The organism is Paenibacillus sp. FSL H8-0332, from assembly GCF_037963835.1.
Lineage (GTDB): Bacteria > Bacillota > Bacilli > Paenibacillales > Paenibacillaceae > Paenibacillus_AQ > Paenibacillus_AQ rhizoplanae.
In genome coordinates, this window is sequence record NZ_CP150145.1 from 3499919 (window position 1) to 3525378 (window position 25460).

24 protein-coding genes are annotated in these 25460 nt (G+C 50.3%); all 24 read left to right on the forward strand.

Translation table 11 applies throughout. From position 1 onward, the window contains the following. Positions 1-32: 32 nt before the first annotated feature. The 24 genes from NST43_RS15005 to opp1C all read left to right on the forward strand — a co-directional run bounded on the left by NST43_RS15005 (position 33) and on the right by opp1C (position 25456). Positions 33-281: a phosphopantetheine-binding protein gene (locus tag NST43_RS15005; RefSeq protein WP_209993017.1), complete on the forward strand. Its 249-nt coding sequence runs from the start codon at positions 33-35 to the stop codon at positions 279-281. Next, entirely contained in the window at positions 274-1599 is a 1326-nt protein-coding gene (locus NST43_RS15010) for a hypothetical protein (RefSeq protein ID WP_339225124.1), read from the forward strand. Before NST43_RS15005 ends, NST43_RS15010 begins: the two co-directional genes overlap by 8 nt. Beyond that, entirely contained in the window at positions 1568-2707 is a 1140-nt protein-coding gene (locus NST43_RS15015) for a hypothetical protein (RefSeq protein WP_339225125.1), read from the forward strand. Before NST43_RS15010 ends, NST43_RS15015 begins: the two co-directional genes overlap by 32 nt. After that, positions 2676-3845 (forward strand): radical SAM protein, encoded by a 1170-nt coding sequence (locus tag NST43_RS15020; RefSeq protein WP_339225126.1) that lies wholly within the window; start codon positions 2676-2678, stop codon positions 3843-3845. Before NST43_RS15015 ends, NST43_RS15020 begins: the two co-directional genes overlap by 32 nt. Before the next feature lie 58 nt (positions 3846-3903). Further along, positions 3904-4875, forward strand: coding sequence for a methyltransferase domain-containing protein (locus tag NST43_RS15025; protein WP_339225127.1), 972 nt, complete (start codon positions 3904-3906; stop codon positions 4873-4875). 13 nt (positions 4876-4888) lie between these two features. Beyond that, on the forward strand, positions 4889-5842 hold the full coding sequence (locus NST43_RS15030) for a class I SAM-dependent methyltransferase (protein WP_339225128.1): 954 nt from the start codon (positions 4889-4891) through the stop codon (positions 5840-5842). 19 nt (positions 5843-5861) lie between these two features. Beyond that, positions 5862-6794, forward strand: a complete 933-nt coding sequence (locus NST43_RS15035) for a 3-oxoacyl-[acyl-carrier-protein] synthase III C-terminal domain-containing protein (RefSeq protein WP_339225129.1) — start codon at positions 5862-5864, stop codon at positions 6792-6794. A 136-nt stretch (positions 6795-6930) separates the two neighbouring features. Next, positions 6931-7221 carry a hypothetical protein gene (locus tag NST43_RS15040; RefSeq protein WP_339225130.1) on the forward strand — a complete coding sequence of 97 codons (291 nt, stop codon included), beginning with the start codon at positions 6931-6933 and terminating at the stop codon, positions 7219-7221. A 68-nt stretch (positions 7222-7289) separates the two neighbouring features. Further along, a complete protein-coding gene (locus tag NST43_RS15045; RefSeq protein ID WP_339225131.1) occupies positions 7290-7721 on the forward strand; it encodes a DUF4259 domain-containing protein in 432 nt (143 codons plus the stop codon). Positions 7722-7948: 227 nt separating this feature from the next. Further along, positions 7949-8905 carry an aldo/keto reductase gene (locus NST43_RS15050; protein WP_339225132.1) on the forward strand — a complete coding sequence of 319 codons (957 nt, stop codon included), beginning with the start codon at positions 7949-7951 and terminating at the stop codon, positions 8903-8905. Between the two features lie 21 nt (positions 8906-8926). Then, a complete protein-coding gene (locus NST43_RS15055; RefSeq protein WP_339225133.1) occupies positions 8927-9334 on the forward strand; it encodes a MerR family transcriptional regulator in 408 nt (135 codons plus the stop codon). Positions 9335-9700: 366 nt separating this feature from the next. Continuing rightward, positions 9701-10693 (forward strand): LacI family DNA-binding transcriptional regulator, encoded by a 993-nt coding sequence (locus NST43_RS15060; RefSeq protein WP_209993002.1) that lies wholly within the window; start codon positions 9701-9703, stop codon positions 10691-10693. A 104-nt stretch (positions 10694-10797) separates the two neighbouring features. Beyond that, on the forward strand, positions 10798-12405 hold the full coding sequence (locus NST43_RS15065; RefSeq protein WP_339225134.1) for a response regulator: 1608 nt from the start codon (positions 10798-10800) through the stop codon (positions 12403-12405). 7 nt (positions 12406-12412) lie between these two features. Next, positions 12413-14203 carry a histidine kinase gene (locus NST43_RS15070; protein ID WP_339225135.1) on the forward strand — a complete coding sequence of 597 codons (1791 nt, stop codon included), beginning with the start codon at positions 12413-12415 and terminating at the stop codon, positions 14201-14203. A gap of 176 nt (positions 14204-14379) precedes the next feature. Next, positions 14380-15798, forward strand: coding sequence for a sugar ABC transporter substrate-binding protein (locus tag NST43_RS15075; RefSeq protein WP_339225136.1), 1419 nt, complete (start codon positions 14380-14382; stop codon positions 15796-15798). Between the two features lie 210 nt (positions 15799-16008). After that, positions 16009-16815, forward strand: a complete 807-nt coding sequence (locus NST43_RS15080; RefSeq protein ID WP_339225427.1) for a sugar ABC transporter permease — start codon at positions 16009-16011, stop codon at positions 16813-16815. Then, positions 16812-17645, forward strand: coding sequence for a carbohydrate ABC transporter permease (locus NST43_RS15085; protein WP_173137264.1), 834 nt, complete (start codon positions 16812-16814; stop codon positions 17643-17645). Before NST43_RS15080 ends, NST43_RS15085 begins: the two co-directional genes overlap by 4 nt. A 26-nt stretch (positions 17646-17671) precedes the next feature. Continuing rightward, a complete protein-coding gene (locus NST43_RS15090; RefSeq protein WP_339225137.1) occupies positions 17672-18829 on the forward strand; it encodes a glycoside hydrolase family 172 protein in 1158 nt (385 codons plus the stop codon). 210 nt (positions 18830-19039) lie between these two features. After that, a complete protein-coding gene (locus NST43_RS15095; protein ID WP_339225138.1) occupies positions 19040-19870 on the forward strand; it encodes a diaminopimelate epimerase in 831 nt (276 codons plus the stop codon). 29 nt (positions 19871-19899) lie between these two features. Beyond that, positions 19900-20697 (forward strand): SAM-dependent methyltransferase, encoded by a 798-nt coding sequence (locus NST43_RS15100; RefSeq protein WP_339225139.1) that lies wholly within the window; start codon positions 19900-19902, stop codon positions 20695-20697. Between the two features lie 15 nt (positions 20698-20712). Continuing rightward, complete coding sequence (locus NST43_RS15105) at positions 20713-22005, forward strand: opine metallophore biosynthesis dehydrogenase (protein WP_339225140.1); 1293 nt, start codon at positions 20713-20715, stop codon at positions 22003-22005. Next, positions 22002-23603: a nickel ABC transporter substrate-binding protein gene (gene nikA, locus NST43_RS15110; RefSeq protein ID WP_339225141.1), complete on the forward strand. Its 1602-nt coding sequence runs from the start codon at positions 22002-22004 to the stop codon at positions 23601-23603. Before NST43_RS15105 ends, nikA begins: the two co-directional genes overlap by 4 nt. Positions 23604-23629: 26 nt before the next feature. Next, complete coding sequence (opp1B, locus tag NST43_RS15115; protein ID WP_339225142.1) at positions 23630-24562, forward strand: nickel/cobalt ABC transporter permease; 933 nt, start codon at positions 23630-23632, stop codon at positions 24560-24562. After that, positions 24563-25456 carry a nickel/cobalt ABC transporter permease gene (opp1C, locus tag NST43_RS15120; protein ID WP_339225143.1) on the forward strand — a complete coding sequence of 298 codons (894 nt, stop codon included), beginning with the start codon at positions 24563-24565 and terminating at the stop codon, positions 25454-25456. Positions 25457-25460 lie beyond the last annotated feature (4 nt).

The following is a 25460-nucleotide window of genomic DNA, read 5'->3' on the forward strand; positions in this document are numbered from 1 at the left end:
AATTATATTCCAGATAGAAAGGAAGAGTAGATATGTTTGAAACTATTACAGAAATTGTTATAAAAGTCAAAGAGGATGAAAGCTTCCGGAGCTCTCTTACACCAAAGAGCGATTTGATTAATGAGGTCGGCCTGGATTCACTGCAGATGATCAATTTCATTCTGGAGGTTGAGGACCATTTCGGCGTAGAGATTGTGTACGAGGATTTGGATTACAGCTACCTGCTGTCCGTTGAACGCTTCATCAATTTTCTGAACGGCATGGAGAAAAAAATTGGCTAGAGCACTGGTTGCCGGAATCTTTGACGCGGAGTCCCACTGGAGAGATGAGAATCTGGCGCTGTTGCCCGCTGTTCGCGATAAAGAAAGAGAACGCATCGTCATGGCGATGGATGAGCTTATGTTTCCGTTCTGCGGCAGCGGAGACGGGCTGTTAACCCGTTTTGCGATGGAGGATGCTCATAAGGCATATCTAACAAGCCTTGGTTTCTCCTTTGAGCATTTGGTCTGGAAAGAGCCGGAAGCTGTGCCTAATCTTTTTGAGGCTATGGCATCCGATCCTCAGCGTGATGAGCAGTACGGGGCATTTGACGTTTTGTCCCCTTTCTCCGTCGTACCTTATACCCACGAGGTCATCGCCAAATATGAGTATGAGACCGAACTGCCGGCGATAGACAAGGTAAAGCGGGTCAACTCGAAAATATACTCTACCCTGTTAACCTGTAAACTGCTTGGCAAAAGCTTTGGACAGCCGGTCTACTCGGCAGAGAAGTTATTGATTCTTGGGCATAGCCTGCTGGCGGAGCATGGATCAGTCCTTATTAAAGACCCGTTCGGAGTTTCCGGAAAAGGCAACATGCTGCTTAAGTCGCAGCCCAGCCTGGAACGAGTGGCGTCATATATCCGCAAGCAGGAAGGCGAAGGAAAAGCAACCGCTTTTGTAATCGAGCCTTTTATGGAGGTTGAGTACGATTTCTCCTGCCAGTTCAACATCATGAGGAACGGTTCGTTTCACCTTCTCGGCTTACAGAAAATGAAGAACAAGCAGTTTGCCTACTTGGGTTCCGAATCTATGGAGGAAGAGGAGTGCAGGGTGCTCGAAAGAGCAGGCTACTTCGATGTGATGATACAAGCTGCCAACGCTCTCTTTAAGGACGGATATTTTGGACCGGTATGCATCGATTCCATGGTATTGAAAGACGGAACGCTGGTACCGATTGTTGAGATTAATGCACGAAAATCTATGGGATTCATTAATCAGCGTTTGGATGAGACGCTCCAGACTAACGGGAAAAAGGGCTTTTTCACCTACGGATCGGTCGGCTTCGGAGAGCGGTTCGATTATGAATGGTGGCTTGACGAGCTAAAGAAGCATAACATTTTATACCCGAACCGGAAAGGAAACGGAATTTTCCCGCTGTCTTCCGCAACGTTATTTGCAGGAGTACCCGGACCCGGGAAGTCCTTTTCCGCAAGCGGGAATTTGTTCAAAGGCAGACTCTATATGACCATTATCGCTGATCACTTGCAAGAAAGGGAACGTTATTTGGAGCAGATGAGGTTCAGCTTTGAGTCGAAAGGAGGGAAATGGTATAGCTAACGCAGCTATTAGACAGGTCACTCTGCTCGGCTCCGGCAACTCGTTAGGCGTTTATGTACCGGTCATGCAGCTGAGCCGCCAACTGAACAGTCGAGGCATACCCACGGAAGTGTGCGTGCTGGAGGATCTGTACCTGGATCACATTAAACAAAGAGTGCCAGCCTACAAAAAAGCTTTTCATCAAAGCTTCACCGTAGCGAAAAAAGGGGCCGAGCTGGCCCGTGATATTTCCGATTGTCTGGATTCTATCAAGCTTCGGCAGCTCTTTGAAGGCTGGGAGCGGGAAGGCAAAACCCGATTTGTTACCGCCACCGGCTTCTGGCTTCCGATTATACAGCAGTATCAGCTTTTCACCGGCGGTCTCCGCCTTGAGGTGGATTGTCTCCATTTCGACGCCATTCACTCTCCTTCTTATTTGGTATACGAGGACATAAGTGATCCGTACAACCATATATGGTTCTATGACCCGGCGGGCAAGGGCATGTCCTATCGGATTGCCATCACCGACGAGACTCCGGTACCGCTGCACATGAGGGAAGAACGGTATATTGCGCACGGAGGGGGATGGGGAATCGGGACCTATCCGTCAGCCGTACAGGAGCTGCTTCAGGCGGGTAAACGGCTCAGTGTACTTGCCTATTACCGCGAGGATATCAAGCCCCACGAGCAAATTCATTATTTTATGAATGATCCCGAATGGAGCCCCTGGGTAAAAAACGAAGACGGCTCCTTCCAATTCCCCCCGCTCGCTAGGATTGAGTACGGGCAAGCGCCAGAATACCGGAATCAGCAGACTTATCCGCCGCTATTCAATGTCATTCGGCATTCCGCTGCGATTATCAGCAAGCCGGGAGGTTATTCCTTGATGGAATCCTTGGCGGCCGCCACTCCTTTCGTCTTTCTTGAGCCGTTTGGAAGGCATGAGGCGAGCAACGCGGCCTACTGGATTAAGCAGGGCTTCGGGATATGGTATGAGGATTGGAAGGCCGAAGGCTATTCCATGGATTCGCTAATTCGCATGCATGAGAACCTCATGCTGGCAAGAAATCATTCGATTGATTATGGAGGTGTCCTTGATGCAGCCCAAAACAACCCAGAAATTCGATGAGCAGGTGTTTAACGATCTTAAACGCACGATTATGAACATGTCGCGCGCAAGCCGCATGCGGGAGGCGGACAGCCGATATGCGATGGACGTTCCGGAGGATATCGGGATTAAGCTGAACAACGGCTGTAATTTGCGCTGCAAGCATTGCTACGAATGGAACGAAGACGGCTTCCACCGGGATATGGCCAGGGAGGACCAGAAGAAGGAAATTGATATTGCTCTTGTAGAGAAGCTGCTGGCGTTTACCCGGGAGAAGAAATCCAAGCTCTACCTATGGGGCGGCGAGCCGCTCTATTACAGTCAATTTTCACTGCTGGCCGACCTGCTCGAACAGGATCAGCGCACGGTTACGATTTGCACGAACGCTATTTTGCTGGAGCAGCAGCTGGAGTCACTGCTCAAGATGGGTGAAGGGCTGGTTGTCCTTGCCAGCCTGGAAGGATTCGAAGCGGAGAATGATGCAATAAGGGGCAAAGGCACTTATAGGAAGGTCTTACAGGCGGTCCAGCTGTTGCTGGAGCTTCAGAGAAAGGGCATCTTTAAGGGCAAGGTCTCGATCAGCCTGACGATGAACGATGCCATGATTCCAAAGCTGTTTTCCTTCATGAAGTATTTCGAGGATATGGGCGTCGATTCTGTCTATTTCGTCTATCCCTGGTATATTTCCTCCACATCCGCAGCGGAGATGGATGATGTGTACATGAAGGAGTTCAGCTGGCTGAATCCGGTAGAACCCGGAAGCTGTAGCTGGCACTCCTTTACCTACCGCATTTCACCAGAGAACGTGGAGCCGCTGAAGGAAGAGGTCCGCCGGATAACGGAGCATACGTGGAGGAATCGGATACGGTTTATGCCGGCCTTGGAGCTTGATGAAATCGGCGATTTCGTGAACGGGGCTCAGATGACAGGGATGAAGCGGAAGAAATGCCTCGCCATCTCCACCCGGATGGATGTGCTGCCCGGCGGGAATGTGACGCCGTGCAAATTCTTTCCGGAGTTTGCTGTCGGTAACATAAGCGAAGCTCCCGTTAAAGAGATTTGGCACGGGGAGAATTACGGCAAGCACCGCGAGCGGTTATCCTGCGGATTGATGCCGGTCTGTTCCCGCTGCGGACTGCTATATCACTACGGACGGTAAATCCAACTTATTAAAAATTATAGCAGCGCAAGCTGCTAAACCGTAGGGAGATGTAACTATGAATACGACTTGGCCTCTGTCAGGAATTACCCTGGTATGCACCGAATGCAAGAGTGGTCTTTATGAGACGGACGACGGTTTGATCTGCAAGACCTGCGGCCTCGGATACGCCCGGGAAGAGGGGCTCGCGAGCATGTTAATCAACCGCCCTGTAGCGGAGAAGCTTGCCGAAGGCTCGGCGCAAAAGGAAGCGGTCATCGGCATGTTTGATTCTATTAACCGGTCGCTTGAGGAGAAAAGACTGTCCAGATTTTCCACCTTTATTAACTGGGGGTATGCCCCAAAGAACGAACAACCTGGCAGTCTTCAAGGTATTAACCAAAGCAGTATCCGGCTGCTTCGCGAAATCATTGGCGGCCTGGATGTTTCAGGCAAGGATATTCTGGAAATCGGCTGTGGACGGGGAGGCAACGTGAGCGAGCTGTGTAAAAGCTATGGGACCCGCAGCGTGGTCGGCATTGATCTGACACCGTCCAATATTCAATTTTGCCAAAGAAACAACCGGTATGAGCAAGCTTACTATTGTATTGGCGATGCAGAGCAGCTGCCTGTTCAAACGGAAAGCTGCGACATGGTGCTGAACATCGAGTCCTCGCATTTGTACCCGCATATCGAGCTGTTTTTTGCGGAGACCTACCGTGTATTAAAGCCAGGCGGGTTATTTTTGTATGCGGATATTATGAGTGCTTCCGACATGCCGCGCTATGAGGATCAGTGGAAAAGACTGGGGTTTCGCACCGCATTGATCCGGGACATTACCGGCAATGTGTTGCAATCGGGAGACGATGCGCTGGGCAGCCGCCTGCATGCGCTTGAGGGCTCCTTTGAAGGGGAAGACCGGGTATGGGAATGGCTGGAGGCGCCCGGCACGCAGAATCATGCGGATATGGTCACAGGCAGAAGAGTATTCACAATTGTTCATCTGGTGAAAGATGCCTCCGGCACCAAAGGGGAGCCTAGCCATGATTGAAGGAGAGGAAGCCGTGAGTAAGGCATGGCCATTAACAGACCTTAACTGGGTATGTCCGCGGTGCAAGCAAACGCTTGCGAAGATGGAGTTCTCATTAGACTGTACGTCATGCGCCGAAAGCTACCCTATGGCCGCTGGCTCGATTCCATGCCTGCTTGTAGAAAGTGATGCGCTGGAAACGATGGAGCATAAGGCGCAGAAGGAGGCGGTTAAAGAGATGTTTACGTCGTTTAACCGGGCTTTGGAGCAAACTGGCGTCTCACGCTTCTCCACGTTTATCAATTGGGGATATGCAGAGGCGGAAGATGAGAAGGAGGCTGCAGGCAGCCTGCCGAGAGGGGTCAACCACCAATCGCTTCGGCTTCTGCAGGAAATCATGCACGGAGTCGATGTGCAGGGAAAAGACGTACTGGAAATCGCCTGCGGCAGAGGCGGCAACGTACGGGCACTCTGCAAAAGCTACGGACCGCGCACCGTCGCTGGCCTCGATTTGACGGAAGCGAATATCGCCTTCTGTCTGGCAGGCAACCGGTATGAACAGGCTACGTTCTGCGTCGGGGATGCGGAGGAGCTTCCGCTTCCGGATGAATGCTGCGATATCGTGCTGAATATCGAATCCTCGGATCTCTATCCCCGGATCACCCGTTTTTATGATGAGGTATTCCGGGTGCTGAAGGCTGGAGGCTTGTTCGTATATGCGGATGATCTGGATGCGCTCAAGTTCGAGACAGGTGAGCGGTATTTACTTGAGCTGGGCTTTGAGATGTCGCTGGTACGCGATATTTCCGAGCATGCTTTGCTGGCAAGCGATTTGGCCAGAGGCAGCCGTCTGGCAGCGCTGGGCGATGCTCTCGGGAAGGAGGACGCCGTATGGGAGACCATGGGCGTTCCCGGAACCCCGATTTACGATGATATGCACTCGGGAAAGCGAAGATACAAAATTCTTCACCTGAAAAAGAAGGTGTGAAGCAATGACGGCTCCCTTTTTGACTATTACTGATTCTAGTGTATATATTCCTTCATTCCGGGCTCCAGTCGATCAGGTCATCCAGGAAATAAACGACGATGGCGTTTCTTTCCGCTTAAGCGCAGCGGAGTACAGAGACAGCGGCTTTGGGTATGTCCCCATCGAGCAGAGTCAAAGTCTGGAGCAAATGATATATAAGGTATGCGCCCCCATTCTAAGGCGGATAAGACGAGATGGCATACCGCTCTCGGCTATTCTCTTCGCATCTGTCACGAGCGCCGGAGTGCAAGCACAGGGCTTGTTCTCCAGGCTGCTCCGCGAGTTTGACTATGGTACAACGCCGGTTATTCAGCTGGAGGAATACGGCTGCTCCACCATTCACTTGTCGCTTTATTTAACGAAGGCTTATTTCGCCGGTGAAGGCCAAAGCGACGATGCTGTATTGTTTGTTGCGGCAGATCAAGCGAACATTTCGCATCACCGCAGCGATTCCTATATGCTTTACGGGGATGCGGCAAGCGCTGCTCTATATCGTAAATCTGCAGCCCGAGGGCAGCAGACTCTATCTGCTAGGCTTAAAGTGGATGGGTTCGTTTACGATCATAGTCCTGAACGAGTCAAAATGTACTTTTCAACCTTTTATTTAGCTGTCCGGCAGGTTGTAAATCAGGTTTTACGCGAATCGGGAATGGATATGAACAAGATAAGCCATATTTTTTGCTCAAATCTGGGACTGCGCACCTGGAGTACTCTTGCCCGGGCGCTGGGCTGCCCATTAGACAAATTTTATGCCTCCACGCTTGAAGATGCGGGGCATCTTCATAATACGGATATTCTGCTTAACGTAAATGAGGCGGTCAGGACCGGCTCTTTGAATAGGGGAGACTTCTATTTGGCGGTATCCATAGGCTTTGGAGGCTACTACGGCTGTTCCTTGCACAAATACGAGTAACACGGGTAAGGCGGTGAGCACGATAAAGACAGAACTAAAGGTTAAAATTCTTTATTCGGGCAGTAGGACGGAGGATCAAAATCAATCATTGGCAGACATAGCCATAGCTCAAATGGAAGCGAACAGGCATTGGCTCATGGACATGGATGTGCTGGTCCTTTGCCATCATGTGAATACCTCCCATGCTGAGCATGTTTGTGCAAAAATAAGAAGAGAGCTTAATCTAATGGACGTGCTGCCTCTGGCACTCGGTCATTCCGGAAGCCTTGCGTTTCCTCATGCGCTTTCACTGCTGGAATGGCTGATGGCAGGCGGCACCTATCGCAAGGCGGTATGCGTTCTGGCGGATGATCACTTTGACCAGAGCAGTGTGATGTTGCCGGCTCAAACGGCCCCATTGTCCATCATTGAGATAATGCCGCAATGAACTACTATTTGACGGGCATTGGACACGCTCCATATAATGAAGAGACGAGAGTGACAGGGGGGCATCGAATGGGAGCATGGGGAGTCAAAGCATTGGAAAGTGATGAAGGGCTGGATCTGGTGGCAGCGATCGAGGACTTGCTTCCTCGTGACACATTGGATTTGGGTGAGTTGATGGCGAAGTTTGGTGAGGATGACTTCCTTTATGACGGAACAGTACTCGCCCTCGCGGAGCTGTATATCGAGTTTCAAGAGAATGGCAGTTTGGATTACGATCATGAGGAGGAAGAACGCGCCTTAACGCAAGTACGGGCGTTCACGGCCGATCATTCCGCGCTGAAGGCTTTGCTCGAGCATTTGAACGTGATTTGGACTGACATTGAGGGGGAGTGCGAGGGCGATTTGGCGGAACTGTGGCGGGAATCGTCAAGCTGGGACGAATGGCGGACACATGTACAGCAGCTCATTTCCAAGTTGGAAGCGCGGCTTGCCAAAGATTAGTAGTAGGGTGATTGAATGAGAACAAAAGCGCTGCAATCCGAATGATAGGGTTGCGGCGCTTTTGTTTAGTTGATTTTCCGAATAAATAAAGGTGTTTTTGCATTGTTAAAAATAGAGATGGATATTAGATTAGTAGTATTGACTTAGAGTGCGCTTAAACTCGTATACTGGTCACGTACGTTGCAAGTAAGCGGAAGTTAATTCAGCAGTTAAAGGGAGGAAATAGTGTGAAGCATTTTCCGTTGGGGAATACCGGATTGCTAGTAAGTGCTTATTCTTTAGGCTGTCTGAATTTTGGATCGCGAACCGACAAAAAAACCTCATTCCAGTTGCTTGATCATTTTTTTGAAGCAGGGGGAAACTTTCTGGATACAGCCAATAATTATGCGATATGGAACGAAGGCTGTGTTGGCGGAGAAAGCGAGGCTTTGCTTGGCGAATGGATGAAAGAAAGAAAAAACAGACATCAGATCATTTTGGCCACCAAAGTGGGCGCGAAACCGGTAGTGCCGAAAAGTGAAAAAATGGAAGGCTTAGGACGCCAAGCGATTGAGAAGGGAATTGACGAAAGTCTGCTAAGGCTTGGAACAGATTATGTGGATTTATATTATGCTCATGTAGACGACAACGAAACTGAACTCGAGGAAACCCTGGAGACTTTTGATTCCTTGGTCAAAGCCGGTAAAGTCAGGGCTATTGGCTGCAGTAATTATCGGCTTTCCAGGCTCCTTGAGGCCAAGGCGGTCAGTCAGTCAAAAGGATGGGAGTCCTATTGCTGCATCCAGCAGCGATATACGTATTTGCAGCCTAGAATGGATGCGAATTTCGGAGTGCAGGTCAGTGCGGATGAGGATTTACTTGATTACTGCAGTCAACACGATGATTTTACGCTCATGGCTTATTCCCCCCTCCTTGGAGGCATATACAACAGAACGGAAGCTGTCCTGCCCGATGCATACCGGAGAGAGGATCAGATGACCCGATTGCATACTCTAAGGAAGATTGCTGGCGAGCTTGGAGCGACACCGAATCAGCTTATCCTTGCTTGGATGCTGCACAATCATCCGAGAGCTCTTCCAATTGTAGCTGCAAGCGGTCTGACGCAATTGGAAGAAAATTTGGGGGCGCTTAAGCTCCAGATTAGCTCAGAACAGCTTGATCAATTGAAACAGATTATAAACTGATGTAAAAGGAGCGTACTCGTTATGATCGGTAAAGAACTGACCATTCAGCAGGCTGCTGAGATGACGGGGTTAAGCGTTCATACCCTTCGTTATTACGAAAGGATCGGTCTGATGGACCCCATACCTCGTGCCGAGAATGGTCATCGGGTATACCGGGAGCATGATTTTGAATGGATCATATTACTCGCAAAACTTAAGACTACAGGAATGCCGATCGCACTTATGCAACAGTTCGCTGATATGATGCGACTTGGCAATGAGGGCATTCCGCAGCGCAGAAAACTTCTGGAAGAGCATGAGCGGAAATTAATCGAGCAGGTTCAAACGATTCATCAAACTTTGGACATTCTGCGGAATAAAATTGATTACTACCGTTCTTGGGAAGATGATATCAGTCGCGAAGAAGACAGTTTGGAGTCAATTCGATGACCAGTACAGTCATGACCGTGAAGATTCCTGAAAAGGGGCTTTGCCGTATATGACCACTATAACCAAAAAGAGAAACATTGCTGGCAATAGGCTGGCACGTTTTTCTTTTTATTTGCCCCAAAGAACATTTCATGTGAACATATATTAGCAAGAATGTAACCGTTGACAACAAAAAATAATATGATAATATATTTTTGTAAAACGTTTTACCAATGGAGAAGGGCCCAGTACCGCAGAGAGAATCCCACTGTGCTGAGACAGGATTACACTTTAATTGATGGAATTAGAGGGAGAGGCAAATTTATCGGCAGATATATCTCCTGGACTTCGTATAGTTGTGCAAGTAAATCCGCAGAGGTGCAGCAAATGGCAAAACAAAGAGTTACACTAGTACAGGTCGCCAAGGATGCAGGTGTGTCGCCGGCAACGGTCTCCCATTTCATGAACGGTAACTTTCACCGGATGGGCTCCGAGACCCGGGAGAAAATAAGCGACTCGATCACCAGACTAGGGTACCAGGTGAACCCTGTAGCCAAAAGCCTGATTACCGGCAAAATGCATACCATCGGACTCGTTCTGTCAAACAGCACTTATGACGGTTATTTCGAAGATTTGTATTTCCTGCACTTCGCTAAGGTGCTGAAGCAGCATCTGAAGACCATGGGGTACAAGCTGATTCTCCTGGACTTCGATGAAATCTTCATGAATATCCAGATGGTAGATGGGATTATTGTAAAGGCGACCCTGGAGACAGAGAAGTTCATGCCAAGGCTCATGGATCTCAATGTTCCGGTCATCACCATCGGGCGGCATAATTTACCGTATGGTGCTCATATCGTACGGGTGAACGACTATCAATGTGGCCAGACAGGTGTAGACCATCTAATGTCGCGGGGGCATCACAAAATCATTATTCTGACCTATCCGCACGGACAGGTCCCCGGATTTGACGACCGGTTGAATGGTGCCTCCCAGTCTTTGCAGGAGAAGGGGAATCTTACAACGGTCATTACGGGAGATATGACGGAGAGCTTCGGGTACGAGACCGTCGCGCAGCTGGCCGGGAATGGACAGCTGCCGCAGGCGTTATTCTGTCTGAACGACATTTCAGCCATTGGGGTGCTGAAGGCTTGCAAGGATCTGAAATTATCCGTGCCGGAGGATCTCGCGGTACTCGGTGTGGATGACATGCCGACCGTATCGGAACTGCTAAGTCTCTCCACCATCCGGCATCCGATTAACGAGCTGGCCATGAATGCCTCAGAGCTTATGATTCAATCCGTTGAATCCAAAGGGGAGCCTGCCGAGCCTGTCGACAGAATGTTCCCCATTGAACTGATGGCAAGGCATACCAGCTGAGCAAGACATGGAAGAATGCGTGAAGGATAGAGAAGGTACGGGCTGTCGAGAACTTTTCGGCAGCCTTTTTCTAAATAGGCTATTCTGCGAGAGGAGAGAGGGCAATGTATAACGTGCTTGTCGCCGATGATGAACCGCGTCACCGCCGCGGCGTATCCGACATGGTTAAGCAGCTCCGTCCGGAATACCGGATTTTCATGGTGAAGGATGGACTGGAGGCTCTGCGGATTATTGAGGAGAACCGGATCGATATTATCCTCACAGATATCCGGATGCCCAATATGGATGGACTGACTCTGATTGAACATATGGAGAGCCGTAGAGAACGGGTCAAAATTGTAATTCTCAGTGTGTACGGAAATTTCGAGTATGCAAGACAGGCGGTGAAGCTTGGCGCCTTCGATTACCTGCTGAAGCCGCTGGCACTGGGAGATCTCTCCGAGATCCTTGACAAGCTCGACACGGCACTGGAGAAGGAACGGGTGAGTCTTCAGACGGGGGCAGTTCTTCAGCAGAGGCTCCACTCGGCAGCCCCGGTCTATGAGCAGCACCTGCTCAGCCGGTGGATGCGCTCGGCTGCAAGTGAGAAGGAGCTTCAGGAAATCCGCACTCTCTTCCCCGCTTCAAACGGGGGGTTCGTGATGCTGGCAAGGTTTCAAAAGCAAGAGATTACCGGGTCCTATACGCCGGAGGATTTCGAGGAACTGAAGGCGACAGTAAAGAATTGGATGCGGGAAATCTATCAGACGGTCGGTCCTTCGCTATCGTTCAGCCTGGAAGGAGAGCACCCAATCATTGCTTCCGTGGTGACCCCGGCCCATTCCCTGGAGTGGCTGATGAAGCGGGATCTGGAGCAGTTCCGGCAATTCATCCGCCAGATCCGGGAGGAATATGGCCTGACTTTGACTTTGGGGGCCGGGAACTGGGTGGCTGATCCCTATAGCGGGGCTCCGGCATCCTTTGAGCAGGCGCAGAAAGCGCTCGAATATACCTTTTATACGGGCGAGGGGCAGCTTGTCCTTTATGATGAAATCGCTTACAACCCTGACAAGCCCAGCTTGAAGATGATTCCTGCGGATACGGGCATGACGGATGCCTTGGCACGGATGGACAGGGCTGCGGCTGCTGAGGCCTTGAAGACGCTTATTCAGCGGCTGCTTGAAGGGGATTATCCGTCCCCGGCTCATCTGAAGGACTCTGTTCTGTACGCTCTGGTTCATGAAGTCAAAGGAAACGAAGCCCTGCTGCGCCAGGATGAGGCGAGTAATTTCATTTCAGAGATGGAGTTTCAAATTCCGGCCTGTGAGAGTCTGGAGGAAGTGGAGGCGCGCGGGGTCTCTGTTCTGAACCGGATCATCGGGAGCATCGGGGAACGCAAAAATAACAAAAGCGGGCGGACCATCGGCCTGTGTAAGGCCTTTCTGGAGGAGCACTATATGGAGGATCTGTCGCTGGAGTCTGTCGCCCGGCATTTCTTTTTCAGCTCCGCCTATTTCAGCAGTTTTTTTAAACAGCACACCTCCATGACCTTCACCGAATATTTGCTGCGCCTGCGGCTGGACAAAGCCAAAGAGCTGCTCCAGGACGGGGACCGGAAAATCTCTACCATCGCCTTAAGCGTGGGATTTCGTGATGCGGGTTACTTCACCAGAGTGTTCAAAAGGGAGACTGGACTGGCACCGGAGGAGTTCCGGAAGAAAGATGTATTGTAGGTGGACTATGAGACTGAAGAATAAGCTGGTCTTATCTTATATCGTGCTGATTACGCTACCGCTCACCATCCTGGGCTTTGGTTACTATTATGCAAGCAAGGACATTATGCTGAAGCTGGCCCGCGACAACGTCAGTGAGATTGTACTTAAGAACAATCAGATCATCAACGAACGGCTGAAGATTATTCAGGAAGACAGCTTATCGCTGATGGTGGAGTGTGAGCTGTACCAGATTTTTGATGAGCCAAGTCCGGCCGTGGGGGTGCAGCTACTGGAGAACAATAAGAAGGTGACGGGGATTCTTGGCAGATACTTCTCGCAGTCAGCCGATCTGTATTCCACTGAACTGGTCACGCAAGGGTTCGTGTATGGCAGCAAAAGCAAGAATACCTATCCCCCGGACTACTTCTACACCTCCGAGCTGTACCGGCGCGCCGCTGAGGGGAAAGGGCGTATCGCCTGGGTGCCGACTTATGATTATACCCGGATGCATAATCTGCCTGAGCTAACGGGAACGGATATTGATTACCGCTATATGTTCTCGGCGGTCCGGCAGATCAACCCCTCTTGTGTACGGAATGACGTCATTGTCCGGGCGGGCGGGGCGTCCGAGAAACCGGTGCTGGTGATGAATTTCAAGGAAGATGTGTATGCAGGTATCTTTAGGGACAGTATCCCTATTAAAGGTTCCGTATTCATGGTGGCCAGTGAGGACGGTACAATCATCTCCCATCAGGACAAGTCGCGCCTGGGGACCGTGGAATCCGCCTCCTGGCTGAAGGAGGTGCGCCGCGAGGGCAGCGGGACGGCATATGTAACTACCGGCGGGCAGCGGATGATCGCTTGCTTCGCTGTGTCCCCGGTGACTAACTGGCTGTCGGTTGTGCTGATTCCGCCCGGCGCATTGACCCATGATATTGCGGATACCATTCTGTTTTTTATTTTTACACTGGGGGCTCCGCTGCTGGCTCTCTCGCTTCTGTTCGCTTATCTGATCTCCGCGCGTATCTCTTCTCCGGTAAGCAAGCTGCTGCTGGCCATCAAGCGGGTAGGCGGCGGTGATTTCAATGCGCAGATCAAGGTGGAGGGCAGAGATGAGCTGGGCCATGTATTGATGAAGTTCAACAGCATGAATGAGCGGGTCAGATCATTGATTGATGAGAATTATGTGGTCAAGCTGAGGGAGCGGGAGACGGAGATCCTCGCGCTGAATATTCAGCTCAATCCCCATTTTCTGTATAACACGCTGAATATTATAAATTGGATGGCTGTACACGGAGAGAAGGAGCAGGTTAGCCATATGCTGATCAGCCTGTCCCGTATGCTGCACTATACTACGGACAACCGGAGGGACCAAATGCTGCTTAGAGAGGATCTCGCCTGGCTGCAGGACTATATAGTGATTATGGCTAACCGTTTCGAGCACCGGTTTCGTGTGGATTTCGATATTCAGCCTGAACTGCTGGAGGTGAATGTACCGAAGCTGTTCCTTCAGCCCCTGCTGGAGAATGCCATCATTCACGGCTTCCGGAATATGGAGAGCGGCGGGCTGATCACCATTTACGGACAGCAACAGGGGAATACCATCCGGTTCTGTGTAGAAGATAACGGCAGCGGGATTGAGCCGGAGCGGATGGAACAGCTGCTGAAGGAGGAGAATGCCAATATAGGTCTGAAAAATGTGGATAAGCGGATCAAGCTGCTGTATGGCAGTGAATATGGCATAGAGATTGAATCGGTTCCTGAATTCGGAACCCGCGTGAAGCTGGTCATACCGTATCCCGGCCCGAGTGAATAATGGCTGACATTCCAACCTATCCCGCCGGCCAATGGCCTGTGGGGTTCTTTGGTATCATTGACCGTAAAATCGTACAAGAAACGAAAGATCGTACCATAGGCAACAGCGGCAGGTCCATTTACACTGTAATCAGCGGCTGCAGCGCTTACATCTGAATCATAAGGGGGATAAACAAAATGAACAGGCACACTGGCAGAACCAAGCTGATGGTACTCTTCTTAATGATTATTGCATTACTTGTAACCGCTTGCGGTAATGGCGGGAACCAGTCGGGTACGGCTAATTCAGATTCAGGCAATAATCCCGCTACCGGAGAAGCAGGCACGGCCACCGGAGAGAAGGTCAAGCTGAAGTTCACGTTCTGGGGCAGTCCCCAGGAGAAGAAGGCGGTAGAAGACGCTATTAAGGCTTTTGAAGCCAAGAACCCCAACGTCACCATAGATTCCATCCATATCCCGGGCACAGACTTCTTACAGAAGCTGAATGCCATGATCGCCGGGAATGAAGCACCGGATCTAAGCTACTCGGCCGCCTGGAAGCTGAAGATGGGGGAAGAAGGCCTGATCTATAATTTCTTCGATCTCATGAAGGATGACCCCAGCATCAAGAAGGAGGATTACCTTCAGTACGCCTGGTGGAACTGGGATACCGATAAAAGTGCGGGACCTTATCAAGCTTCAGTAGTTCCATCTCTGATGTACAATGCAGATCTGTTCAAAGAGGCGGGGGTTGAGCTGCCGCCAACCAAAGCGGAAGAAGCCTGGCAATGGGATGAATTCGTGGAAACAGCCAAGAAGCTCACCCTTGACCGGAACGGCAAGCATCCGGATGATCCGGGATTTGATCCCAAGAACATCAAGCAATACGGTGTGAAATACAGCCTTAGCTGGTTATCCTACATGCCGCTGGTTCTGTCTAACGGCGGGGATTATTTGATAGGGGACGGCAAGGAATTCGGGCTCTCCAAGCCTGAAGCGACCGAAGCGATTCAGAAGATTGCTGACCTGATCAATGTCCATCATGTTGCTCCTTCCCCGGTTCAAGCCAGCAGCATTCCGGCACCCGCAACGGCGCTCCAATCCAGAAAGGTTGCAATGGTCATAGACGGAAGCTGGAACCATCTGGACCTGAGCAAGGCCAAGATCAACTGGGGCGTAGGTGTACTGCCGGTGCTGAAGGACTATAAGACTTTCTTCCTCGGAGGCTCCCTGATTATCTTCAAGAGCACCAAGCATCCGAAGGAAGCCTGGGAGTTCTCCAAATTCCTGACGGATCCGCAGAATGCGCTGGAGCTTCATCAGGGACTCTGGATGCCGCAGATGAAGCAGTGGTATGAAGATCCGAAGCTGGTGGACAGCTGGGCAAATGAAAAGCTTCCGGGCCGTCCGGCCGGTTTCCAGGATGCCGTTATGCGTTCCACCTACGAACATGCAGAGCCTTCACCTGAGAATAATATCCGTAACTTCGTAGAGATTGACGCTGCGGTAACTGCGGGGCTGGATCAGGTATGGCTCGGCACCAAAACGGCCGCCGAAGCGATGAAAGAAGTGGAAGCCAAAGTTAAGCCGCTTATACAAGGAACCTATTTGAAATAACGGACCTTGCCGGAAGGCGGATCTGCCGGATTCTTGGGGCACATCCGCTGCCGGCAATGCCCGAAGAGAGGATACATGTGTATGGAGCCCGTCTCTTCACTGGGTGTACAACGCGCAAAGACCAAGCGCAACTCCTATAGGAATGAACTGTATGGCACCTTGTTTGCCTTACCGGCCATTCTTGGGCTGGTGATATTTACGCTGGGTCCCATGATCTACAGCCTGTATATGAGCTTCACCGACTATTCCGGGTCCAATTCACCCTCCTTTATCGGACTGGATAATTACACCAGAATGTTTAGCGGGGAAGACCAGTATTTCTACAAGGCGCTCGGGGTTACCCTCTATTTTGTCGTACTTAGCGTGCCCACCGGTATTATTTATTCCTTTCTCCTGGCCATTCTGCTGAACAGGAATATCAAAGGCAAAGCCATTTTCCGGACCATCTTCTATCTGCCGTCCATCGTGCCGATCATCGCGATTTCGTTCATTTGGCTATGGCTCCTGAATCCCGATTTGGGGCTGGCCAACGAGCTGCTCCGCGCCATCGGTCTTCCCGGCAGCCAGTGGATTTTTGGAGAGAAATCTGTGGTTCCTTCATTGGCGCTAATGAACCTGTGGACAACGGGAGGGACAATGATTATTTTCCTGGCCGGATTGCAGGATATTCCCCGCTCGCTGTATGAAGCCATTGAGATTGACGGGGGCTCCAAGCTGAACAAGCTGCGGAATATTACCATTCCGATGATGACGCCGACGATCTTTTTCAACCTGATCATGGGGATCATTAATGGATTCCAGGTGTTCTCGCAAGCCTATGTCATGACTAACGGCGGACCCAACAATGCCAGCTTGTTCTATGTCTTCTATCTGTACCGGGAAGCCTTTCAGTTCTCGCGGATGGGAAGCGCAAGCGCCATTGCCTGGGTGCTGTTCATCATCATTATGCTGTTGACCTATACGGTCTTCAAGACATCGAAAAAATGGGTGTATTACGAGGGAGATGAAGCCAGATGAGGACCAAGGCATGGGTTGAAAAGGGATTGGTGTATTTGGTGCTTATGGCCGGAGGCCTCTTCAGTCTGCTGCCGCTGATTTGGCTCATCCGCAGCTCCCTGATGGATATGGGGCAAATTTTTGAGCTGCCGCCCATATGGATACCCAACCCCTTCCGGTTTAGCAATTTCAGTGAGGCACTGACCATTCTGCCCTTTGGACGTTATTTTATCAATACCACAGTTATTGTGATTTTTTCGATGATTGGTGTGCTTGTTACCTGCTCTATAAGCGCGTACAGCTTTGCCCGCATGTCCTGGAGAGGACGCGACCTTATCTTTGGCCTGCTGTTATCCAGTATGATGCTGCCCTATGCGGTTACGCTGATTCCGACCTTCATCGGCTGGAGCAAGCTTGGATTAACCAATTCGTTCATTCCGCTGATTGCACCGGCCTGGTTCGGTGGAGGGGCGTTCAATATCTTCCTGCTGCGCCAGTTCTATCTGAGTATTCCCCGCGATCTGGACGAGGCGGCTTATGTGGACGGTGCCAGCCACGGGCGGATTTTCATCTCCATCATCATTCCTCTGACACGGCCCGCCCTGGTCGTTGTAGGACTGTTTACCTTTCTGGCTTCATGGAATGACTTTCTGGGGCCGCTGGTCTATCTGAACGATGAGTCCAAATATACACTGGCGCTTGGCCTGCAGCAATTCAAGGGCATGTACGCTGCGGAATGGCATCTGATGATGGCGGCAGCTACTGTAGTGCTGGCTCCGGCGATTATCGTCTTTTTCATCGGACAGAGGTACTTTATTGAAGGTATTACACTTACAGGCATCAAAGCCTAAACCTGCAGAAGGAGTGAGACAATAGGATGAATTCATTATATCAGCGCAAGGAAGGACAGTCCCGCAGACTATCGAGCTGGGATCAGACCGGGGGCAACCGGGATTTCATCGTGATTGGAGCCGGCCAGACGGCAGCGATCGCAGAGATTGAAGGATCGGGCATCATTCAGCATATCTGGATGACAATCGCAGCCAAGAATAAATATGCATTCCGCAAAGTGCTGGTGCGTATGTTTTGGGATGGAGAAGAAGAGCCTAGTGTAGATTCGCCGGTAGGCGATTTCTTCGGCGTCGGTCATGGGGTTGCCAGCCACTATGTCTCCATGCCGCTCAATATGATAACAACACAGGATGTCATTGAGGATAAGGCGGCGATGAACTGTTTTTTTGAGATGCCGTTCCGCAGCAGCGCACGCATTGAGATTATCAATGAATGCGAGGATGAGATAGTATTGTACTTCTATGTCGACTATGTGGAGAAAGAGATTCCAGAGGACAGCTTCTACTTCCATGCTTCCTGGCGGAGGGAGAATCCTACCCAGGGGACAGTCGATCTTGCAGCGTTGAAGCTGGAGCATGACGCGCAGGATAAGGCCAATTATGCCGACCAGAAAGTATATGAGCTTAAGAATCTGACGGGTGATGACAACTATGTGCTTATGGATGCGGTGGGAGAGGGGCATTATGTCGGCTGCAATCTCAGCATTGATCACCTGAATCCGATGCCGGGCTTCAGCTGGCCTGGAGAAGGGGATGACATGTTCTTCATCGACGGCGAGCCGTGGCCGCCCCGTCTGCATGGCACCGGTACGGAGGATTATTTCTGTGCAGCCTGGGGTTACCCGTCCGGTAAATACGACAGCCCGTATCACGGGATATCCCTCTACGCGCCCATCCGCGGCAACGGGGACGCATGGAGGGAGAGTAATACGATCCTGTTCAATGACTACTCCGGCAAAATTACACAATACCGTTTCCATATTGTCGATCCGATCATCTTCCGGGAGTCCCTTCGCTTCAGTATCGAACATGGACACGGAAACTCCCAGTCCAATGACTATTCTTCGGTGGCCTACTGGTATCAGCGTGAGCCTCACAAAGCTTATCCGGAGATGCTGCCCGTAGCCCTTCGGCTGCCGCTGCCTGAGAAGGACAGCGCGAAGCAGTTCTTCCAGACATACTGAACCCAGTGGTCGAAGGACACGAACAGGGTTCCATTGGAAGTCGCCAATTTGGCGGCTTCTTTTGTTTTTTCTTATGGAGAACAAGGTGAATAAAAATGTATTGACCATATTAGGGTCCATGGGTATAATTTACAATGATAATCGTAATCATTACATTTAACGACGTTGTGTTAGTGAATCAATGAATCTGCGGTTTTAAGGATGTGAGATATGCGCCGGGAAATCTCTTTTGTTAAAGTAAGCCCTACACAGAATATGACCATCCTGGTCAGAAGCAGCCATGAGGAAGACGAATACGCACCGATTGCCCTGAAAATGATGTCTTACGACAACGTATATGCTGAACAAGTCGGATTCATTAAGGAAACCAGGCTGCCTGATGCAGATGCAGCACTCCGCATGGCCGGCGGTGAGTTTTGCGGAAATGCCTGCATGGCCTTGGCCGTACTGATGGCCCATCAGCAGACAAGCACCAGTGATTGCAGATCGGTTAAACTGGAGGCTTCAGGAACAGATCAATTAATTCAATGTATGGTGACAAATACTGATGAAGGTTATTGCTGCAAGGTCATGATGCCGGCGCCCCGGAGCATTGAAGCCAAGATATTCAAGTATGACGGCAATCAATTCATGGTCGGTCTAATCCAGTACTCCGATTTCCTTCATGTGGTATTAGAAGTGGAGCGGTTTACTAAGCCGGTCAAGAAAATGGCCCAAAGCTTAGCGAAGTTGCTCGAAATCACTTCGACCCATCAGCTGATCGGCATTCTGCTGTATAAGCCAAGCTCCGGCGAACTTTTACCCCTTATTCATATTCCTGTGCTGGACAGTATGGTCTGGGAAAGAGGGTGCGGATCAGGAACAGCTTCCATTGGTGCATATATGGCCTGGAAGAACAAGACTCCCTTTGAAGGGGCTATACTGCAGCCCGGTGGACTCATCAAGGTATCTGCGGATCTGGACAAAAGTGAGCTCACCGGCATAAGCATCTCAGGCAATGTCAGCATTGTAGCAGAAGGTACAGCATATATCGATCTTTAATCACCGGAAGAGAGAGGAGAAGGTTGGAGATGCTATTATCTACACTCTATGAATTTGCAGCCAAGTTCCGGAAGATGGCAGATGAGTTTGATGGTACAACCGGGCGAAGTTTGGAACTCACGGATATTATTGACGATTACACCGGTTTTATCATGAATCCTCGCAATCAGGAAATTTGGGAAGAAAAGATAGGACCGCTAGACTCCAAGGAGGTGATGCGGCTTACAGCAGAATTAAGGGAGGTATCGGCAAAGTGTGTATCCATTATGGAAAAGTACCGCGCTCTACATTTCTTGAACGGGAGTGAAGAACGAACCGAATATTTTGCTAATATTGAATCCGGCATTGAGCGTGAATTCGGAAGCTTTGAGGTCGGCTCAGAATCCAGGGTAGTCATGGTTGGCGCAGGTGCGTTTCCGATGACGCCGATGCTAATAAGCAGGCGTACGAATGCAGAAGTCCTTGGAATCGATATTGACGAAGAAGCGGTAATCCTGAGCAATAAAGTGCTAAGCAAGCTAGGGCATCATTTGCCAATACGTCTTCTAACAGGGTCTGTTATACAGTATGAAACAGAATTGAAGCAGGCAACACATATCATATTCAGTTCAACTGTGGCGGAAAAGTATAATCTGCTGGATCTCATGTATCCGTTAACCGGCCAGCAGGTCGTTGTAGCGATGAGATACGGGGACCGGTTAAAATCCCTCTTCAATTACCCTATGAAAGCTGTTGATGAGACGAAATGGAAACTTGCCGAGCAAATTCAGTGTTCTGATCAGGTTTTCGATGTAGCGCTGTATCGCAAGGCTCAGCCGGCAATTTAACAAAGGAGGCTGCATATGGACGACTTCAAGCGTGTATTATTACTCGGAACCGGGCCAGTCACCATTCAGCTGGCTGTTCTGTTCAAGAATCATTTCCAGTCCCAGGTCGGAATTGCCGGAAGAAACTCACACAGATCAGAACAGGTTATGGCCGCACTTCGTGAGAGCGGGAACCGGTTATTCACTACAGTACAGAATGAATCACACCGCCTGATGGAAGGCGAATGCTGTGCGGACCAGGTATTTCAAGGCTATGAGTCGATAACGGGAGCTTGGGATACTGTGATTTTATCCGTAACAGCCGATGCCTATCTGCATGTATTGGGCAGTCTGAACAGAAATCTGCTACTGCATGTGAAATGCCTCATTCTAATTTCTCCTACTTTGGGCTCTAACAGCTTGGTCCACAATTACATAAAAGAGCTGGGGTCTAACGCAGAAGTTATCAGTTGCTCCACTTATCTGGGAGATACTCGCTGGATTCACGGTGTACCGTCGAACGGCGCCATTACTACCGGAGTTAAAAGAAAGGTGTTCATCGGCTCTACCCGGGGCACTTCATACAATCTTGATTCGCTGAACCAGCTTTACAATGTCTTAGGGATTGCGCTTAGTATCATGAGGTCCCCGCTGGAGGCGGAGAGCAGGAATATCTCCTTATTTGTTCATCCGCCGCTGTTCATGAATCACTTCTCGCTCAGTGCAGTATTCGGTCAGAGTCCCGGCAGGAAGTATGTATACAAATTATTTCCGGAGGGGCCGATTACCCACCGGTTAATTCATGAAATGCTGGAGTGCTGGAAGGAATTATCGGGGATCTTCGAAGCGCTTAACCTGCCAAGCTTAAATCTCCTGAAGTTCATGACAGACGATAATTATCCGGTCCGGCCGGAAAGCTTACCGCAGCATGATATTGACAACTTCTTGTCACTGGAACCTATTCATCAGGAATACCTCTTATATATCCGTTACGCTTCCCTGCTGATCGATCCGTTCTCTAAGCCGGACCCGGAGGGGAAATACTATGATTTCTCCGCAGTTCCGATCCAGCCTGTATTTATAAACAGGGAGGGAGAATGGGACATTCCACGGATGCCCAAGGAAGATTATTACCGCATCAAAATCATTCAGGGGATCGCCGGTCAGCTGAAGCTGAGTTGTCCAACGATTGATAAGTTCATTGAGCGTTATGAGCAACAATTAGTGAGTTCCGCTGAGGCGCTTCAAGGGCAGGCTGTATCCGGGGCATTTCATGTCCAATCATTTTCTGAAGATATCAGAATAGTAAATATGGGGGAGTTCAAATGAAAAAAAGATATACCATTATCATGGCAGCACTGACCTCAATGGCTGTATTAGCCGGATGCGGAAAAGCAGAGAACGGACAGACGAATGCATCCAAGCCAAACCAAGAACTGGTTTACGCCACTGTAAAGGATATCAATGATATGAATCCGCATTTGTATCCCGGCTCTATGCCTGCGCAAGGGAAGGTATACGAATCATTGGTTGAGAATACACCTGAAGGAATTAAGCCCCTGCTTGCAGAGTCATGGGATATCTCGGCGGACGGGACGATCTACACGTTCCACCTGAGAGAGGGCGTTACCTTCCATGACGGAGAGCCGTTTAATGCGGAAGCTGTTAAACAGAATATTGACGCAGTCCAGCATAATGCCGCCAAGCATACCTGGATCAAATTGTCGGCCAAAATCGTGAATACCAGAGTCATCGACGAATCCACCTTTGAACTGACCTTGTCAGAGCCTTATTATCCGGCACTGCTTGAGCTTTCCATGACGAGACCATATGTCTTCCTTTCCCCGAAGGACTTTATGAACGGGGAAACCAAGGATGGGGTTAGCGGTTATAACGGTACAGGCCCTTACCGGCTGACAGAGCATAAAACGGACCAGTATGCGGTGTTTGAAGCCAACGACAATTATTGGAACGGCGCACCGCCCATCCACAAAATCACAGCAAAGGTACTTCCGACAGGGGAAACAACATTCCTGGCCCTGCAAAAGGGAGAAGTGAACTTTGTCTTTACCGATGACCGGGGGACGGACAGTATTGATGCGGAGGCCATGGACAGGCTGGCTGAATCCGGAGACTATCAGGTAGTGAGAAGTGAGCCGATGAACACGAAAATGATCGTGGCCAACAGCGGCAAGGCAGACAGTCCCGTACATGATAAAGCCGTCCGCGAAGCCATCTGGCATGCCATTGACCGGGAAACCATCGCCCGGCAAATCTTCAGCGGCAAGGAGACTCCCGCCGACACCTTATTTTCTTCCAATGTGAACTATGCTGATATTGGACTACAACCGCGTGCCTATGATTTGCAGGCAGCAGAAGGTCTGCTGGAAAAAGGCGGCTGGACACATGCAAGCGGAGAGATCCGCATGAAAGATGGCAGAGCCTTAACCATGAAACTATATTATGACGCGGCTTCCTTATCCCAGAAGACACAAGCGGAACTGATTCAGAATACCGTTCAAGGCATAGGGATGCAGCTGGAGCTGATTGGTGAGGACTCTTCCTCTATTGCGAACCGCAGAGCAACAGGCGATTATGATCTCTTGTTTAACCAGACATGGGGACTTGCCTATGACCCGCAAAGCACAGTCTCTGCATTTACTTCGGAAACAGCTTATTATCATGCCACAAAAGGTATTGCCCGCGCGGAGCAGCTTATCAGCCAAATAGAAGAGGTCATGGTGACCACCGATGAGGAGAGACGAAAATCTCTGTATAAGGATATTTTGACAAAGGTCCATGAAGAGGCCGTGTTCATTCCGCTTACAAATGGTAATCTTACCGTGGTTGCTCCGAGCACTCTGCAGGGAATTACCTTCAAGCAAACTCAATTCGAGCTGCCCTTCGTGAGCATGCACTTTAAATAACCGGAGATGGAAGGGGAAGATCTTGTATGAGCGGATTTATCCTCAAAAGGACACTGCCGGCAGTTCCGCTGCTTATCATCATTTCGTTTCTGACCTTTGCTCTGAATCATCTGTCGCCTCTGGAACCGGCTGAGGTTGTTCTGCGGTCACAGGGAGTACCTCAAATTACCGAAGCGTTAATCGCAGAGACCAAAATAGCACTGGGCATGGACCGGCCGTTTCTGATCCGGTATTTCGATTGGCTGGGCTCCTGCTTCCGGCTGGATTTCGGCGAATCCTATATAACAGGAACTCCGGTGTGGTCCCTGCTCGGGCCGGCCTTTCTGAATACGCTGAAATTGACGATGGTATCAGTCGTTGCGATTCTGGCGTTGTCTGTTGGACTCGGAATCCTCTGTGCTTTGAAAGAAGGCCGGCTGCTGGATCGTTCAGTACGCGGAATTTCCTTCTTCCTGACTTCCATGCCGTCCGCATGGCTTGCAGCAATGATGATCTGGTATTTCTCTGTCAAGCTGGACTGGCTGCCGACCAGCGGCATGGATTCCTTAGCAGGGTACATCCTGCCGGTGATCATACTGACCGTCAGTTATGCCGGAATCTACTTCCGTATAGTCCGAAGCTCCATGTTGAGCCAGTTATATGAGGATTACACGCTATATGCCAGGGCTTGCGGGCTGCCTGAACGGAAAATTACGATGCGTATGTTAAAGAACTCCATGCAGGTCGCCGTATCCGTGTTCTGCATGGCCGTGCCCATTATTCTGGGAAGCACAGTGGTCGTGGAAAGTATCTTCGCCTGGCCGGGACTTGGAACATTGACCGTGAATTCAATCCTGGGCCGGGATTTTCCGGTCATTCAGGCTTATGTTCTAGTTCTGGCTGCCTCCTTCGTGCTGTTCAACACCTTGTCAGATCTCATTAATGCAGCATTGAATCCCAGATTGAGGAAGGAGTTCTAAATGACTGTATTTCATAAAATGTGGAGCGACAAGCTGGCCGCCTTGTCTCTAACGGTCACCGCACTGGTCGCAATCATTGGAATGTGTGCGCCCTGGTTCGCACCCCATAGCCCGGAACAAGTCCATATGGAGCTGCGTTATGCTTCACCGTCCTGGCAGTACCTGCTGGGCAACGATCATCTGGGACGCTGTGTATTGTCCAGATTAATTTACGGAATCCGTCCCAGTGTCCTCTGGGTGTTTGTGGCGCTGGCGGTATCTGCGGCCTTTGGGGGCCTTCTCGGATTCCTGGCCGGCTATTTCAGGGGCAAGACGGATAACATCATCATGAGAGTCTGCGATATCATGCTCTCCTTTCCCGGTTATGTGATGTCGCTGGCTGTAGTCGGTATACTGGGACCGGGAATCCAGAACATTCTGATTGCCTTCGTCATTATGAAATGGGCCTGGTTTGCACGCGTCATCCGCACCTCGGTCATGCAGTATGCCGATGCTGATTATGTAAGATTCGCTAAGGCGCTTGGAATGGGCAATCTTGCCATCATCATGAAGCAAGTTCTGCCGGTAGCGCTGCCGGATATTGCGGTGATCTCCAGTAGCGCATTCGGCACCATGATCCTGCAAATCTCCGGCTTGTCCTTTCTCGGATTAGGCATTCAAGCCCCTCATGCAGAGTGGGGAATGATGCTGAATGAGGCCAGAGGGGTAATGTTCTCCCGGCCGGAGCTTATGCTGGCCCCTGGACTGGCTATCGTTATCGTAGTTTCGGCGGTTAATTTCTGCTCGGATGCGCTGCAAGCGGCACTCGATCCTAAATTACAAAGGAAAACCCGCAAATTCCCGCGCAGGCTGGCAATGTTCTCCGCCAAAACCAAAGGGGAAGAGGTGGCATAAATTC

Bases quoted from the DNA above. Each gene is read 5' to 3' on its own strand.
- nikA (WP_339225141.1), top strand. From the start codon at position 22,002: ATGAAAAAAAGATATACCATTATCATGGCAGCACTGACCTCAATGGCT.
- NST43_RS15065 (WP_339225134.1), top strand. From the start codon at position 10,798: ATGTATAACGTGCTTGTCGCCGATGATGAACCGCGTCACCGCCGCGGC.
- NST43_RS15020 (WP_339225126.1), top strand. From the start codon at position 2,676: ATGCAGCCCAAAACAACCCAGAAATTCGATGAGCAGGTGTTTAACGAT.
- NST43_RS15095 (WP_339225138.1), top strand. From the start codon at position 19,040: ATGCGCCGGGAAATCTCTTTTGTTAAAGTAAGCCCTACACAGAATATG.
- NST43_RS15105 (WP_339225140.1), top strand. From the start codon at position 20,713: ATGGACGACTTCAAGCGTGTATTATTACTCGGAACCGGGCCAGTCACC.
- NST43_RS15045 (WP_339225131.1), top strand. From the start codon at position 7,290: ATGGGAGCATGGGGAGTCAAAGCATTGGAAAGTGATGAAGGGCTGGAT.
- NST43_RS15080 (WP_339225427.1), top strand. From the start codon at position 16,009: ATGATCTACAGCCTGTATATGAGCTTCACCGACTATTCCGGGTCCAAT.
- NST43_RS15055 (WP_339225133.1), top strand. From the start codon at position 8,927: ATGATCGGTAAAGAACTGACCATTCAGCAGGCTGCTGAGATGACGGGG.
- NST43_RS15075 (WP_339225136.1), top strand. From the start codon at position 14,380: ATGAACAGGCACACTGGCAGAACCAAGCTGATGGTACTCTTCTTAATG.
- NST43_RS15025 (WP_339225127.1), top strand. From the start codon at position 3,904: ATGAATACGACTTGGCCTCTGTCAGGAATTACCCTGGTATGCACCGAA.
- opp1B (WP_339225142.1), top strand. From the start codon at position 23,630: ATGAGCGGATTTATCCTCAAAAGGACACTGCCGGCAGTTCCGCTGCTT.
- NST43_RS15100 (WP_339225139.1), top strand. From the start codon at position 19,900: ATGCTATTATCTACACTCTATGAATTTGCAGCCAAGTTCCGGAAGATG.
- NST43_RS15070 (WP_339225135.1), top strand. From the start codon at position 12,413: ATGAGACTGAAGAATAAGCTGGTCTTATCTTATATCGTGCTGATTACG.
- NST43_RS15040 (WP_339225130.1), top strand. From the start codon at position 6,931: ATGGACATGGATGTGCTGGTCCTTTGCCATCATGTGAATACCTCCCAT.
- NST43_RS15060 (WP_209993002.1), top strand. From the start codon at position 9,701: ATGGCAAAACAAAGAGTTACACTAGTACAGGTCGCCAAGGATGCAGGT.
- NST43_RS15090 (WP_339225137.1), top strand. From the start codon at position 17,672: ATGAATTCATTATATCAGCGCAAGGAAGGACAGTCCCGCAGACTATCG.
- opp1C (WP_339225143.1), top strand. From the start codon at position 24,563: ATGACTGTATTTCATAAAATGTGGAGCGACAAGCTGGCCGCCTTGTCT.
- NST43_RS15005 (WP_209993017.1), top strand. From the start codon at position 33: ATGTTTGAAACTATTACAGAAATTGTTATAAAAGTCAAAGAGGATGAA.
- NST43_RS15085 (WP_173137264.1), top strand. From the start codon at position 16,812: ATGAGGACCAAGGCATGGGTTGAAAAGGGATTGGTGTATTTGGTGCTT.